The sequence below is a fragment of the Amycolatopsis sp. 2-15 genome, assembly GCF_030285625.1.
Lineage (GTDB): Bacteria > Actinomycetota > Actinomycetes > Mycobacteriales > Pseudonocardiaceae > Amycolatopsis > Amycolatopsis carbonis.
Window position 1 is genome coordinate 792902 of record NZ_CP127294.1, and the last position, 13857, is coordinate 806758.

Consider the following 13857-nt stretch of genomic DNA (forward strand, 5'->3'; position numbering starts at 1 on the left):
GAGGGGCCCTTCCTCTGTCTCAACTGTCCAGCGCCACCTTCACGCCGCTGGTGACCTCGGTGTTGCGCCGCGTTTTGGACCAGCCGTTGCGGCGGCGCACGAGGCGGATCACAGCGCGCCAGGACGTGAGGTAGAAGGTGTAGATGTAGGCCGCGTACAGCAGGCCCATGCCGAGGCCGCGGAAGATGTTCTTGCTGCCCAGGCATTTCATCTGGTAGATCGGGCCCCACACCACGAACGGCAGCAGGCCGAACGAGCCGTAGATGGCGAAGAGGATCCAGGCGCCGCCGGTGAACCAGGTCCAGACCTGCGACGGGTCACCGGCCGTGGAGGTCAGCAGGAGGATGAAGGGCACCGGGTAGAGCAGCGAGCCGAGCAGCTGCATCCACGGCTGCGCCAGGTAGTACATCATCTCCGCGGCGCCCAAAGTGGACACGTGCGGCGAGTCCCAGATGCGGCGCAGGTACCGCGAACACTGCATCGTGCCCTGGCCCCAGCGCGTGCGCTGCACGAGGAAGCGCCGCAGGCTGTACAGGCCTTCCTGCGCCACGTGGGAATCCGGGGTGAAGCCTGTGCGCCAGCCGGCCGTCAGCAGGTGGACGCCGAGCTCGAAGTCCTCCAGCAGGGAGCCGCGCCAGGGCTGGTGCTCGTCGCCGCCGATGGAGTCGAGGGCGGCGAGCCGCGTGAACTGACCGTTGCCGCCCATGGAGATCGTGCCGGTGAAGCCGCGGGAGGTCTGGATCGCGGCGATCGCCGTGCGGAACTCCAGGTCCTGCAGCTGCGCCAGCTTCAGCCCGAACGCGCGCGCGAACCAGGTGCGCCCCGGCGGGCGGGTGCGGACGTTGCTCATGCGCACGTCGAGCTGCACGGCGCCGATCTTCTCGTCGCCGAAGAGGTGTTCGGCCGCGCAGACCTCGAGGCAGTTGGCGGCCGGGCGGCCGTCCGCGTCGACGACCACCACGACCACGCGGTCGCGGTCGGTGTCGGGTTCGAGCCATTCGTTGAGGGCGTGGTAGGCGGCGTTGAGCGCGTCGCCCTTGCCCGTGCGGGCTTCGGGCCGCCTGCGCGCCACCAGGTGCAGGTTGGGGTCGTAGCCGCCGTTGCGCCGCCACACCGAGCGGACGACGCGGGCGGTGCGGTCGTCGGAGTCGTCGTCGACCACCCACACGTGCGCGCGGCGGAAGGTGGTGCGCAGGTAGCGCACGGTCTCGCGGATCACGGCTTCCTCGTCGCGGCACGGCACGAAGAAGTGCCAGGCGAACGCGTCGGGGTCGCCCAGAGGGGCGGGTTTGCGGCGCAGGTAGGGCACCACGATCATCGCGACGTAGACGATGAACGCGACGCTCATCGTCAGCGCGAACGCCTGGGTGATCGAGAGCAGGACCTTGAAGCCGGTGTCGTTCACGCGGCCGTGCCCTGGTTCTTCTCGGCCTTCGTCCTGCGGGTCGCGAGCCAGACGAACAGCACGAGCGACACCGCGCCGCCGAGCACGCTGACCATCGAGCCGAGCAGCGTGTGGCCCCAGTAGTAGCCCTCGTCGGTACCCAGTGCGTGGACCAGACCGACGATGGTGAGAATGCGCAACTGATTCACGAGAATGACGGCGATCGCGGCAATTCCCAGCGAGAGAAACAGCCGGCGTGCATTCTGCGGACGGAAGTAGAGGAGAACCGCGGTTACGAGCAGAAGTGGCAGCAAGAGGAATACAGAAGAGCATTCCGGGGTCATTCTCAACCCGAACGGAGTAGCGCCAGTCAACCCGAAGTACACGGATTCGCGACTACCGGCCACATAAACACCCGATGAGGTGATGACCCTCAGTATCGCGCCTGCGAGCTGCACTTCCAGCTCGCGGTAGGACCGCTCCACGAGCACGAGGACCACGCCGACCGCGACCACCCCGAGCACCGCCATACGCAGCGGAAACCGGGAGACGGGGGACACAGGTGTGTTCGCTACTGCCACGACGACCTCTCAGCCGGAAACCTTCGGAAGAACGGCGAACCCCGGCGCCAGCGTAGGACACAGGTGCCGGAACTTTCGACGGGTATCCCCCTTCTCAGGGATCTCCCAGCGCCTTTCGGCACGAATGGCGAGAACCTTGCTAGGCTGTTCGGGTGATGCCCGCACCGACGTGGGAATTGGCCCGGATAAACCACCCGATACGGTGGTCCGCCCGGAATTGTGTGCCATTTCCGGCAACGCCACCGATATTCGATCAGCGTGCCGACTCTTGTTCAGCGGGATTCGTCCGTGCAGCGGCTCGCTCTGACAAATTCGGAGGACCAGTGAAGAAACACCTCTTGCGACGAGGCGGGATGCTCGCCGCTGTGGTGGCGAGCATCGCCCTCGCCGGAGCAGTTCCGGCCTCGGCGGCGCCCGGTGACGGCTCCGCCTACGGCGTGAACGTCGACGTGAAGCTGCTCGGCGCGGACGCCGTGAAGCTCGGCCCGCTGGCGGCGGCGAACACCGACGGTCCGACGAGCAACAGCACGGTCAGTGCCAACGCCGCCGGGATCCTCACCGCCGGGGTCATCAACACCTCGGCCGTCCGGGACGACAACTCGGGCGCGGTCACGGCGAAGGCGAGCACCGCCGACGTCGGGCTGCCGCTGCTGAAGGCCGCGCTGGGCAACGTCGGGATCAAGGCCGTGGAGGCCGTCTGCACCGCGACCCAGGAAGGCGTCAAGGGCAGCTCCACGCTGGTCGGGGCCGATCTGGGCAGCGTCGGCGACGTCGATTCGAACCCGGCGCCGAACACGCAGATCAAGGTCGGCCTCGGCCCGGTCAACGTGGCGACGCTGATCCTCAACGAGCAGATCAAGAACAAGGACGGCAGCCTCACGGTCAACGCCTTGCACCTGAAGCTGCTGGGCGGCGTCGTCGGCGCTCTCGGCAGCGGCGACGTCATCGTGTCGTCGGCGACCTGCGGCCCGGCCGCTCCGCCGATGCCGCTCGCGTCGGGTGCCGGCCTGTGGGTGGGCCTCGGCGTGCTCGCAGCCGTCGCCGTGCCGGTCGGCCTGCGGTTCACCCGTCGTCGCTCGGTCGCCTGAGCGGTCGGGGTGATCGACTGATGTACAAGATGCCAGGTGCGGGCGTCGGCGTCGCCGGTGGCGGCGTGGGCACCCTCGCCGCTACCGGCGCCGACGTCGGCTGGTGGCTCACGATCGGCGCGCTCCTCGTGGTCCTCGGGACCGTCGCGGTGATCGCCGCCTACCGCCGCAACCGGCGGCTCGCCCGCGGTTAGCAGCCCCGTGGGCCACCGGCTCCAGCTGGTGGCCCACGGTTGCCGCGGTGCGCCGGGCTGCCCGCCTCCCGCAGGCAGCCCGGCGCACCGCTTCACCGACCGAACAACGAGTGAAGGGCGACCGGCCACAACGGACCGCAACGGCGGCACGACCGTCGGCTGTGCGCAGGAACCGGCGCCACCCGAGCGGCCCTCCGGGGCCAATGCGACAGCAATGAACCGAGGAAGACAACGACAAGACGAGCGCGCGCACATGATGGCAACGGGAGCCGCCATCAACCGGCGTCGCGCGTGGCCCGGGTGCCGGACCACCGGTACCCGCGCCGACCGCCCGGGCCGGACACGAACCTGGGGAACCAGGCCACCTTGGCGACCACCGGCGCAGTCGCTGCAAACAGCGCGGGCACAGGCAACTGGCAGGACTCGCGCGACCGGCACCCGCCGGTCGCGCGGCAACGGCGCCAACCGCGGAGCCGCCAGGCGAGCGGAAGCAGGACACACAACCAAACACCTCAAGACCCCCGGCAGCCGCACCCCGCGGCGGCCTCGTGCGTGGCGCGGCAAAAACCCGGCCGTTCGCTCGAACGTCGGTGGGCCGGGGTTTCCGGGACACTCGAAAGTGTGGAACACGTGGACGTGATGTTGCTGGCCGGCACGCGGCCGGAGGCGGTGAAGCTGGCGCCGCTCGTCGTGGCGCTCGAGGGGCGCGACGGGGTGCGGCCCGTGTTGGTGCACAGCGGCCAGCACCAGGGGATGGTGGAGCAGGCGCTCGTACCGTTCGGGCTGGGCGTGGACGCGTGGCTGGACGTGCCGGCGCGAGTGAGCGGGACGCAGGCGGAGCTGGTGGGCGGGCTGTTGCCGGCGTTGGACGCGCAGCTGCGGAGCCTCATGCCGGCGGCGGTGGTCGTCCAGGGCGACACCACGACGGGGCTGGCGGGGGCGCTCGCGGCGTTCTGGCTGGGGATTCCGGTGGTGCACCTGGAGGCCGGGCTGCGGACGAACGACCTCGCCGCGCCGTTCCCCGAGGAGGGCACGCGGCAGATGGTGGCGCGCATCGCGGCGTTGCACCTGGCGCCGACCGAGGCGGCGGCGAAGGCGTTGCGTGCGGAGGGCATCCCCGAGGAAAAGATCGTGCTGACCGGGAACACGGTGGTCGACGCGGTGCTGGCGATCACGGCGCGCGACCTGCCTGCGCACGATCCGGCGCTGGCGTTGCTGGAGATGGAGATCGCGGAAGCCGGGGAACGGCTGGTGCTGGTGACCTCGCACCGCCGCGAGTCCTGGGGTGAGCCGCTGAACCAGACGCTCAGCGCCGTGCGGCGGATCGTCGAGACCCATCCGGACGTGCAGGTGTTGTTCCCGGTCCACCCCAATCCGGCGGTGCGGGCGCAGGTGACCGCGACGCTCGGCGGCGTCGAGCGCGTGACGATCACCGAGCCGCTCGAGTACCCCGACCTCGTGCGCGCACTGCGGCTGGCGTCGCTCGTGCTCACCGATTCCGGGGGCATCCAGGAGGAAGCACCGACGTTCGGCACGCCCGTGCTCGTGCTGCGCGAAGTCACCGAACGCGCCGAGGCCGTCGACGCAGGTTGTGCGTGGCTGGTGGGCACCGACCCGGCGAAGATCACCGGCACGGCCGCCCGGCTGCTGGCCGGAAGCCTCTGTCCCGCGGCCACGCCGAACCCCTATGGCGACGGGCACGCCGCCGAGAAGGCGACCATCGCGATCGAACGCCTGCTCGGCGTCAAAACCACGCTGGAGCAAGCCCACTCCTGAATCGACCTGCGTCAAAGCCCGCAGCTACAGCGACACGACCTCCACCGAAAGCCCGGGGTTGGCCGAGAACTCCCACGGCGCCGTCGGCCGCCCGGCCGCGACGACGTGGGCGCCGAGCGCCGCGATCATCGCGCCGTTGTCCGTGCACAGCCGGGGCCGCGGCACGCGCAGCTCGATGCCCGCCGCGGCGCAGCGTTCGGCCGCCAGCTCCGACAGCCGCGAGTTCGCCGCGACGCCGCCGGAGATCACGATGGTCCCGATCCCCTGCTCCTTCGCCGCCTTCACGGCCTTCGCGGTCAGCACATCCGCCACGGCCTCCTGGAACGAAGCCGCGACGTCGTTCACCGGCACCTCGCCGCCGTCGCGTTCGACGTTCTCCACCCACCGCGCCACGGCGGTCTTCAAGCCGGAGAACGAGAAGTCGAACTTCGCGTCGCGCGGACCCGTCATGCCGCGCGGGAACGCGATGGCGGAGCCGTTGCCCAGCCGAGCCGCCTTGTCGATCGGCGGCCCACCCGGATAAGGCAGGTCCAGCACGCGGGCGACCTTGTCGTAGGCCTCACCGGCGGCGTCGTCCACAGTGGACCCGATCTCGGTGATCTTCGACGCGATGTCGTCCACGCGCAGCAGCTGCGTGTGCCCGCCGGACACCAGCAGCGCGAGCACCGGCGAGGGCAACGGCCCGTGCTGCAGCGTATCCACGGCGATGTGCCCGGCCAGGTGGTTCACGCCGTAGAGCGGCACGTCGAGCGCCGACGCGTAGGCCTTCGCCGCCGACACGCCGACCAGCAACGCACCGGCGAGCCCGGGTCCGGCCGTCACGGCGATGGCGTCCACATCGGACAGCTTCAGCCCGGCCGTGGCGAACGCCCGCTCGGCCGTGGGAACCATCGCTTCGAGGTGCGCGCGGCTGGCGACCTCGGGCACCACGCCGCCGAAGCGCGCGTGCTGCTCAACGCTGGAGGCGACCTCGTCGGCGAGCAGTTCCACCGCGCCGTCGTCGTGCAGGCGGACGAGGCCGACGCCGGTCTCGTCGCAGGAGCTCTCGATACCCATGATGACGCGCGACATCAGCCGGCCACCTCATCTCGTGCCGGGGTCCGCGCCGGGCGGGCCATGGTGAACGCGTCGGCGCCGGAGGGCTGGTAGTAGCGCTTCCGGATGCCGAGCTTCTCGAAACCGTGCCGTTCGTAGAGGCCGACGGCCGTGTCGTTGTCGGTGCGCACCTCGAGGAACACCGGCGCCGACACCTCGTCGGCGCGCTCGAGCAACGCGCGCAGCAGGGCCTTGCCGATGCCCTGGCCCTGCGCCTCGGGCACCACGCCGATGGTGTGGATCTCCGCTTCGTACTCGCCGCGGCGGCCGACCACGGCGAGGCCGCCGTAGCCGAGCAGCTCGGTGCCGTCGTCCGTGCGCGCGGCCAGGTAGAAGTGACCCTGGTCGAGCTCGGAGTGGAACGCGCGGGCACTCCACGGGTCGTCGCCGGGGAAGAGCACCTGCTCGATCTCCGCGCAGCGCTTCGTGTCACTGCGGCGCAGGCGGTCGAGCTTCACGGCGAGGTCACCCGCTTGCGGGCCGTCGGCTCGACGGCGTCGGGGCGGCGCAGGTACAGCGGCGTCAGCGGCTCGGGCGTCGCGCCGGACAACAGCGCTTCGCGGGCGACGCGGACCAGCCCGGACGGCGACGGGAACCGCGGCTCGATGGGCACGACACCGATCGCGTCGGCGTACTGCAGCGCACCGTCACCCGCGGCCACGCGGGAAGTGGTCTCGACCTCGGCGGGCCGCTGCACGTGGGGACCGCTCACGCGCGTGCCGGCCGCGTCGTACTCGGCCCAGTACACCTCGCGCCGGCGGGCGTCGGTGAGCACGAGGAACGGCTTGTCGGTGCGCACCACCTCGGCGGCGATCGCGTCGAGGCTGCCCACCGGGTAGACGGGGATGCCGAGCGCGTGGCCGTACGCCGCGGCCGTGGCCATGCCGGCGCGCAGGCCCGTGAACGGGCCGGGGCCGACGCCGCACACGATCGCGTCGAGGTCGCGCAGGGTCACGCCCGCTGCCTCGGCCGCCGCGAGGGCGTGGGGGGTGATGAGCTCGCCGTGGGCTCGCGGGTCGACCGTGACGCGGTCGGCCCGGGTGGTCAGTTCCGACTCGTCCACGGCGACGATGCCCGCGGTCACGGCCGGGGTCGAGGTGTCGATCGCCAGTACCAGCACGGTTTCCCAGCTTACGTCCAGTCTCGAAGTGACAGGCTGGCGGGCCGAAGGGGCAACCCCGAGTCCGTGTGAATCGCGTCGCAGGTGGCCGAGGTCACGGCGCGGTACGGTGCCGGTGAGACGCCCGCCGACGCCGCGCCGCAGGAGGTCCTCACCGTGCCCGATCCGCTGTTCCCCGCGATCACCGCCGGCTCTGGCAAGGAGGCGTTGCGCTTCGGTGACCAGGCGCTCACCTACGCCGAGCTGGGCGCGGTCGCCGGTTCCCTGGCGAGCGAGCTGCCCGCCGGCCGGGTCGCGGTGTGGGCGACGCCGACGCTGCACACCAGCGTCGCCGTGGTCGCCGCGCTGCTCGCGGGGGTGCCCGTGGTGCCGCTGAACCCGAAAATCGGTGAACGCGAGCTCGCTCACATCCTGGCCGACAGCACGCCGGCGCTGGTGCTGGCGGAGGCCGGCGTCACGCTTCCCGAGGGGCTGGCCGAGCTCGAACGCCGGGACATCCCGCTCACCGGGTCGGGGCCCGTGCCGGCTGACGAGCCGGGCGCCGAGGCGCCCGCGTTCATCGTCTACACCTCCGGCACCACCGGCCCGCCCAAGGGCGTGGTGCTCCCCCGCCGCGCGATCTCGTCCACGCTGGACGCGCTGGAGGACGCCTGGGCGTGGACCGGCGACGACGTGCTGGTGCACGGGCTGCCGCTGTTCCACGTGCACGGGTTGATCCTCGGGATCCTCGGCCCGCTGCGCCGGGGTGGCTCGGTGCGGCACCTCGGGCGGTTCTCGACGGAGGGTGTCGCGCGAGAGCTGACCAGCGGCGCGACGATGATGTTCGGCGTCCCGACGATGTACCACCGGATCGCGGAGACGGTGGCCGACGATGCCGAGCTGGCCTCGGCCCTGGGCCGCGCGCGGCTGCTGGTGTCCGGGTCGGCGGCGCTGCCCGTGCACGACCATCAGCGCATCACGGCGGCGACCGGGCAGCAGGTCGTGGAGCGCTACGGGATGACCGAGACGCTGATGAACACCAGCGTCCGCGCCGACGGCGAGCGCAAGCCGGGCACGGTCGGCGTGCCGCTGGCGGGCGTCGAGCTGCGACTGGTGGACGAATCCGGTGCTGAGATCACCGAACTGGAGGCCGTCGGCGAGATCCACGTGCGCGGGCCGAACCTGTTCACCGAGTACCTCAACCGCCCCGACGCGACGGCCGCCGCGCTCGCCGGCGGCTGGTTCCGCACCGGCGACATGGCGACGCGCGACGCCGACGGCTACGTGAAGATCGTCGGGCGCAAGGCCACCGATCTCATCAAGAGCGGCGGGTACAAGATCGGCGCCGGCGAGATCGAGAACGCGCTGCTGGAGCACCCGGGCGTCGCCGAGGCGGCGGTGACGGGGGAGCCGGACGACGATCTCGGCGAGCGGATCGTGGCGTGGGTGGTGCCGGCCGGTGCGCGGCCGTCGGCTTCGGAGCTGGCGGATCACGTCGCGAAACTGCTGGCGCCGCACAAGCGGCCCCGGGTCGTGCGGTACCTGGATGCGCTGCCGCGCAACGACATGGGCAAGATCCTGAAGCGAGCGCTGGGGTGAGGCCCTCCGCCCGCGAGGTCATCGCGCAGGTGTCGACGGGGTTCACCGAACTGTCCGATGTGGACAACAGCGTGGACGACCCCCTCGGCTGGCCCGGCTACCGTGAGGCCTACGCGGCGGCCGCGGCGTGGACGGGCGAGACGGAGTCCGTGGTCGTCGGCGAGGCGCTGGTGGGTGCGACGCCCGCGGTGCTGGTGGTGTGGGAGTTCGGGTTCCTCGGCGGGTCGATCGGGCGCCGGACCGGTGACCGCGTGGAGGCCGCGTTTTCCTTGGCGCGGTCGCGAAAACTGCCCGTGGTGGCGTTGATCGCGACGGGCGGCAGCCGCATGCAGCACGGCATGCGCGCGTTGTCCCAGTTGCAGCGGATCGCGCGCGCTTCGGCGGCGGCGCGGACGGACGGCGTCGCGCAGATCTCCGTGCTGCGCGACCCCACGACCGGCGGCGGCTGGGCGACGCTGGGCGCGAGCGCCGACGTGGTGCTCGGCTTCCCGCTGGCGCAGGTGGGTTTCGCGGGCTCGCGCGTGCGGCCGGCGACGTCGCCTTCGGAGGCTTACACGGTCGAGGCGAAGTACGAGTGGGGGCAGGTCGATCAGCTGGTTTCCCCCGATTCGCTGGGGGCGGTGCTGGAGCGGTGGCTGCGTCTGGTGACTTCGCGGTCTTCCTCGCCGGCCCCTCCCCCGGCTGCTCTGCGTGACGTGTCGTTGCCCTCGACGGGCTGGGACGCGGTCCGCGCCGCCCGGTCCTCCCGGCGCGCCCGCGCGGCCGAGTACGTGGACGCGTACTTCGACTGGCACGAACTCCTCCGCGGCGACCGCACCGGCGCGGTTGACGACGGCGTCCTGTGCGGCTTCGGCTGGCGCGACGGCCGTGCGCTCGCTTTCGCCGCCCAGTGCGGCACCGCGACGCGCCCGGCGGGCTTCCGCACGGCCACGCGCCTCGTCCGGCTGGCCTCGCGGCTCGGCATCCCGGTCCTGACGCTCGTCGACACCCCCGGCGCCGCCAACGACGCCGCCGCCGAAGAGGGCGGCGCCGGCCCGGCCATCGCCTCGCTGTTCGACGCGATCGCCACTGCGACCGTCCCCGTCACCACCCTGGTCATCGGCGAGGGCGGCTCCGGCGGCGCTCTGGCCTTCGCGGCGCCGGACAACACGTGGATCGCGCCGGACGCGTACTTCTCGGTCACCTCGCCGGAGGCCGCCGCCGCGATCTTGAAGCGGCCGATGATGGAGGTCCCGGCCACGGCCGACCAGCTGCGGTTGCGGCCTCAGGACCTGGTCGAGCTCGGCTTGGCGCGGGGGATCGTCGAGGCCTGAAACGGTGTTGCGTCCGCGGCGAGAATGGGGGCGTGAAGATCATCGTGGTCGGGGCGAGCGGGACCGTCGGCGGCGCGGTCTCCGCGGCTTTGGAAGCGGCCGGGCACGAGGTCGTCCGGGCGTCGCGGCGGGGGCCGGTGCAGGTGGATCTGGAGGACACGTCGTCGATCGAGGCGCTGTTCCGCGCGGTGCCTGAGGGTGACGCGGTGGTCTGTTGCGCGGCGAGCGGGCCGCTGGTGGACCTGGCGTCGGCCAGTGACGAGGAGTTCGCGGACGGGTTGCGGGGCAAGCTCTCGGGGCAGGTGGCGTTGGCGCGGCACGCGCTGCACCGCTTGCGGGACAACGGGTCCATCACGCTCACCGGGGGAACGTTCGCCGCTCCGTTGGCCGGTGGTTCTCTCGGTGCTCTCGTCAACGCCGGTCTGGCGGGGTTCGTGCGCAACGCCGCCGCAGAGCTGCCGCGGGGGTTGCGGATCAACGTCGTCAGCCCGGGTTGGGTGTCCGAAACCCTGGCTGCGCTGGGTATCAGCGACGCCGTCGGTACTCCCGCCGCCGAGGTCGCCCGCTGGTACGTGGGGTGCGTTTGCGGGACGTCCTCCGGCCAGACGATCACCGCTTGACGCCCGGCGCCCGGCGAGCTCGAGCTGGTTGCCGATCGCAGCGGATTTGCCACGGGCGCGGCAAGATGCCATTCGCTGGCGAGGCTTGCCGAACACGGGTGAGGGGTTGCCATTCGCGGGCTGGCCTTGCCACACGGTTGGCGGCGTTGCCGCAAAGTTCGGCACCTTGCCACCCGCCAAGGCACGGCACGGCACGGCACGGATGCAGCGGGCTTGCCACGGGCCCGGCGAAATGTCGATCACCGGCGAGACTTGCCAATCACCAGTGAGGCTTGCCATTCGCGCCATGACCTTGCCACACGATTGGCGGCGTTGCCGCGGAACTCGGCATCTTGCCAACCACCAAGGCGCCCGCCGCCGCCCTGTCACTTTCGCTGAGCGAGCGACGGCGTCAGGCGGGCCCGGCGCGGCGGCCGGGCGAGCCGGAACCTAAGCCGTCGGCAGCGCCGACATCCGGGACGCCCAAGACCCGTGCGGCTCAAGAGAAACCTCGCGCACATCGTCGTCCCGACGGGACATCCGCACCACCAGGTAGTCCGAAGACAGCCGTTCCGCCGAGCCCTCTCCCCACTCCACCACGACCGCCGAACCCTCCAGGTCCGTGTCGAGGTCCAGGTCGTCGAGCTGGGCGAGGTCGCCGCCCAGCCGATAAGCATCGACGTGGATGAGCGGCACGCCCGCGGCACCGGCGGCGTGGACGCGGGCCAGCACGAACGTCGGCGAGCTGACGCGGCCACCAACGCCCAAGCCGTCGGCGATGCCGCGGGTCAGGGTGGTCTTGCCGGCGCCAAGGGGGCCCGCCAGGAGCACCAGGTCGCCCGCGCGCAGGGACGCGCCGAGCGAGCGGCCGAAGGCCATCGTGTCGTCGGGGGTCGCGAGAAGGAACGTCACCGTGTCCACCACCAGTTCCGCCGGTTGGCTGCGGCGCTTCCGGAACAGCGCTGCAGAAGATCGATGAGCCGGCCCGTGACGAGGTCGGGCTGTTCGAGCTGCACCATGTGGCCCGCGCCGCGCACGCGGACGAGCTCGGCCTCGGGCAGCTCGGCCGCGATGCGCTCGGCGTGCGAGAACGGCGTGAACCGGTCGGAGTCGCCGCCGATCACGAGGACCTGGGTGTGCTTGAGGCCCGCCAGGGCGGCGTAGCGGTTGTGGCTGCCGAGCGTGTCGACGAAGTTCACCAGGCCCCGCACCGGAGTCACGGCGAGCATCGAAATCATGAAGTCCACCAGCCGCGGCGAGACGTCGCGGCTGCCGAACGCCAGGCGCCGCACGGCTTGCCGCTCCAGTTGGCCGCCGGCCGCGCGCACGAACTCCACCAGGCCCGGCTGCCAGCCCGCGAGATTGCCGACGCCGCGCGTCAACGGGTTGTACTTCGACAGCAGCGAACGCGGCAGCCCGCGCGCGCCCACCTCGCCCGCGGCCGTGGCGATGAACGCGACCCCGCACACCCGATCCTCGAACAGCGAAGGGTTCTCCGCGGCCAGCTCCATGATCACCATGCCACCCATGGAATGTCCCACGAGGACGATCGGCCCCTTGGGCACCATCACGCGCAGCACGCTGTCGAGGTCGTGCGCCAGCTGTTCGATGGTGCTGGTCTCGGCCGTGGCCGCGCCGGAGAGGCCGTGGCTGCGGTGGTCGTAGTACACCTGCCGCACGCGCGGCAGCCGCAGCGACGCGATGGCGCGGCGCTGGAAGTGCCAGGACTTGCGCGACAACGCGAATCCGTGCACGCCGACCAGCGTCACCTCGGGCTCGCCGCCGTCCTCGGGGTCGATCTCCTCCACCGAAAGGGGCGTGCCGTCCTCGGCCGCGACCGTGGACGTGCGGTCGGGCTTCAGCTCGCCCAGCTGCTCGTCCACGTACTGGTCCTCACTCTGCCTGCGTTGCTGCGCCGCGACGAGGGCCGCGGCGGCCGTGCCCGTGGCCACCGCGCCGAGACCGCCGACGATCGCCCACAACCGAGCCGAAGGGCTCACGGCCTCTCCCCCAGGTACCGCCGCTGCACGCGCGGCCGGTACATCGAAGTGACGATCTCGTAGTCGATCGTGCCCAACTTGTCGGCCCACTCGCGCGCGGTCGGCTCACCCGCGCGACCGTCGGCGAACAGCACCACCTCTTCGCCGACAGCCGGGGTGTCGTCACCGCAGTCGACCACGACCTGGTCCATGCACACGCGCCCGACGACCGCCCGGCGCCGCCCGCCCAGCCACACGTCCATGCGGCCCGACAGCGACCGCGGCACCCCGTCGGCGTACCCGGCGGGCACGAGCGCCACGGTGGTGTCGCGCTCGGCCGTCCACGTGTGTCCATAAGAGACGGACTCGCCGGCGGGCAGGCGTTTCGTGAGCGCCACGGCCGCGCGGAACGTCATCGCCGGCCGCAGGTCTTCGTGCTGCGGCACGGGGTTCAGCCCGTACATCGCGATGCCGGGCCGCACGAGGTCGAAGTGCAGGTCGGGCCGGGTGAGCACGGCCGCGGAGTTCGCCAGGTGCCGCAGCGGGTCCAGGCCGGCGGCGCGCGCGGTGTCGTACGCGTCGGCGAAGCGCTTGGCTTGGATGTCGATCGACGGGTGGCCCGGCTCGTCGGCGCACGCGAGGTGCGACCAGACGGCGACCACGTCCACGTCGGACGAAGCCGCGGCGGCCGCGACCAGCTCGGGCCAGTCGGCGGGCTGGCAACCGTTGCGCGACAAGCCCGTGTCGATCTTGAGGTGCACGCGAGCGCGGCGACCCACCTGCTGCGCCGCCGTGGCGATCCGCCGCAGCTCGTCGACCGAGCTCACCCCGAGGTCGATGTCGGCGAGAATGCCGGGCCCGAAGTCGACTTCCGGCACGTCGAGCCAGCTGAACAGCCGCACCGACAGCCCGGCGCGGCGCAGGTCCAGCGCCTCACCGAGCGAGCACGTGCCCAGCCAGGTGGCGCCCGCCTCCACCGCGGCCCGCGCGACGGGGACCGCGCCGTGGCCGTACGCGTCGGCCTTGACCACGGCCATCACGGCCGAGCCGGCGGCGCGGCCGGCCAGCAGGGCGACGTTGTGGCGCACGGCGTCGAGGTCGATCACGACCTCCGCCCGCGGGAAACTGGCAGTCATAACGACCACCAGTT

At 71.8% G+C, this 13857-nt stretch carries 14 protein-coding genes; 6 read left to right on the top strand and 8 right to left on the bottom strand.

Annotation, left to right across the window (positions count from 1 at the left end):
• Window positions 1-19: 19 nt before the first annotated feature.
• Window positions 20-1348: an XrtP-associated glycosyltransferase gene (locus QRX50_RS03845; RefSeq protein WP_285974349.1), complete on the bottom strand. Its 1329-nt coding sequence runs from the start codon at window positions 1346-1348 to the stop codon at window positions 20-22.
• 53 nt (window positions 1349-1401) lie between these two features.
• On the bottom strand, window positions 1402-1914 hold the full coding sequence (gene xrtP, locus QRX50_RS03850) for an exosortase P (RefSeq protein ID WP_285970615.1): 513 nt from the start codon (window positions 1912-1914) through the stop codon (window positions 1402-1404).
• A 374-nt stretch (window positions 1915-2288) separates the two neighbouring features.
• On the opposite strand from xrtP, the gene QRX50_RS03855 reads away from it, so the two are divergent.
• From QRX50_RS03855 to wecB, 3 genes are all read left to right on the top strand, one after another.
• Complete coding sequence (locus QRX50_RS03855; RefSeq protein WP_285970616.1) at window positions 2289-3053, top strand: choice-of-anchor protein CoaP; 765 nt, start codon at window positions 2289-2291, stop codon at window positions 3051-3053.
• Between the two features lie 20 nt (window positions 3054-3073).
• A complete protein-coding gene (locus QRX50_RS03860; RefSeq protein WP_285970617.1) occupies window positions 3074-3247 on the top strand; it encodes an LAXTG motif-containing small protein in 174 nt (57 codons plus the stop codon).
• Between the two features lie 630 nt (window positions 3248-3877).
• Window positions 3878-5023 (top strand): non-hydrolyzing UDP-N-acetylglucosamine 2-epimerase, encoded by a 1146-nt coding sequence (gene wecB / locus QRX50_RS03865; RefSeq protein WP_285974350.1) that lies wholly within the window; start codon window positions 3878-3880, stop codon window positions 5021-5023.
• A 24-nt stretch (window positions 5024-5047) separates the two neighbouring features.
• On the opposite strand, the gene tsaD is transcribed toward wecB, so the two are convergent.
• The 3 genes from tsaD to tsaB are packed head-to-tail and all read right to left on the bottom strand — an operon-like array spanning window position 5048 to window position 7238.
• Window positions 5048-6094 carry a tRNA (adenosine(37)-N6)-threonylcarbamoyltransferase complex transferase subunit TsaD gene (gene tsaD, locus QRX50_RS03870; RefSeq protein WP_285970618.1) on the bottom strand — a complete coding sequence of 349 codons (1047 nt, stop codon included), beginning with the start codon at window positions 6092-6094 and terminating at the stop codon, window positions 5048-5050.
• Window positions 6094-6576, bottom strand: coding sequence for a ribosomal protein S18-alanine N-acetyltransferase (gene rimI / locus QRX50_RS03875; protein WP_285970619.1), 483 nt, complete (start codon window positions 6574-6576; stop codon window positions 6094-6096). Before rimI ends, tsaD begins: the two co-directional genes overlap by 1 nt.
• On the bottom strand, window positions 6573-7238 hold the full coding sequence (gene tsaB, locus QRX50_RS03880; protein ID WP_285970620.1) for a tRNA (adenosine(37)-N6)-threonylcarbamoyltransferase complex dimerization subunit type 1 TsaB: 666 nt from the start codon (window positions 7236-7238) through the stop codon (window positions 6573-6575). Before tsaB ends, rimI begins: the two co-directional genes overlap by 4 nt.
• A gap of 156 nt (window positions 7239-7394) precedes the next feature.
• Between tsaB and QRX50_RS03885 the strand changes: the two genes are divergently transcribed.
• From QRX50_RS03885 to QRX50_RS03895, 3 genes are read left to right on the top strand one after another with little or no spacing between them, the layout of a single operon-like run.
• Window positions 7395-8816, top strand: a complete 1422-nt coding sequence (locus tag QRX50_RS03885) for an acyl-CoA synthetase (protein ID WP_285974351.1) — start codon at window positions 7395-7397, stop codon at window positions 8814-8816.
• Window positions 8813-10129: a carboxyl transferase domain-containing protein gene (locus tag QRX50_RS03890; protein ID WP_285970621.1), complete on the top strand. Its 1317-nt coding sequence runs from the start codon at window positions 8813-8815 to the stop codon at window positions 10127-10129. The genes QRX50_RS03885 and QRX50_RS03890 overlap by 4 nt, the downstream gene beginning before the upstream one ends.
• 32 nt (window positions 10130-10161) lie before the next feature.
• Window positions 10162-10749, top strand: coding sequence for a short chain dehydrogenase (locus QRX50_RS03895; RefSeq protein WP_285970622.1), 588 nt, complete (start codon window positions 10162-10164; stop codon window positions 10747-10749).
• 429 nt (window positions 10750-11178) lie between these two features.
• On the opposite strand, the gene tsaE is transcribed toward QRX50_RS03895, so the two are convergent.
• From tsaE to alr, 3 genes are read right to left on the bottom strand one after another with little or no spacing between them, the layout of a single operon-like run.
• Entirely contained in the window at window positions 11179-11607 is a 429-nt protein-coding gene (gene tsaE, locus QRX50_RS03900; protein ID WP_285974352.1) for a tRNA (adenosine(37)-N6)-threonylcarbamoyltransferase complex ATPase subunit type 1 TsaE, read from the bottom strand.
• A 29-nt stretch (window positions 11608-11636) separates the two neighbouring features.
• Entirely contained in the window at window positions 11637-12728 is a 1092-nt protein-coding gene (locus tag QRX50_RS03905) for an alpha/beta fold hydrolase (protein WP_285970623.1), read from the bottom strand.
• Window positions 12725-13843, bottom strand: coding sequence for an alanine racemase (gene alr / locus QRX50_RS03910; RefSeq protein ID WP_285970624.1), 1119 nt, complete (start codon window positions 13841-13843; stop codon window positions 12725-12727). The genes QRX50_RS03905 and alr overlap by 4 nt, the downstream gene beginning before the upstream one ends.
• Window positions 13844-13857 lie beyond the last annotated feature (14 nt).

Bases quoted from the DNA above. Each gene is read 5' to 3' on its own strand.
- alr (WP_285970624.1), bottom strand. From the start codon at position 13,843: ATGACTGCCAGTTTCCCGCGGGCGGAGGTCGTGATCGACCTCGACGCC.
- QRX50_RS03860 (WP_285970617.1), top strand. From the start codon at position 3,074: ATGTACAAGATGCCAGGTGCGGGCGTCGGCGTCGCCGGTGGCGGCGTG.
- tsaE (WP_285974352.1), bottom strand. From the start codon at position 11,607: ATGGCCTTCGGCCGCTCGCTCGGCGCGTCCCTGCGCGCGGGCGACCTG.
- xrtP (WP_285970615.1), bottom strand. From the start codon at position 1,914: ATGGCGGTGCTCGGGGTGGTCGCGGTCGGCGTGGTCCTCGTGCTCGTG.
- QRX50_RS03845 (WP_285974349.1), bottom strand. From the start codon at position 1,348: ATGAGCGTCGCGTTCATCGTCTACGTCGCGATGATCGTGGTGCCCTAC.
- tsaD (WP_285970618.1), bottom strand. From the start codon at position 6,094: ATGTCGCGCGTCATCATGGGTATCGAGAGCTCCTGCGACGAGACCGGC.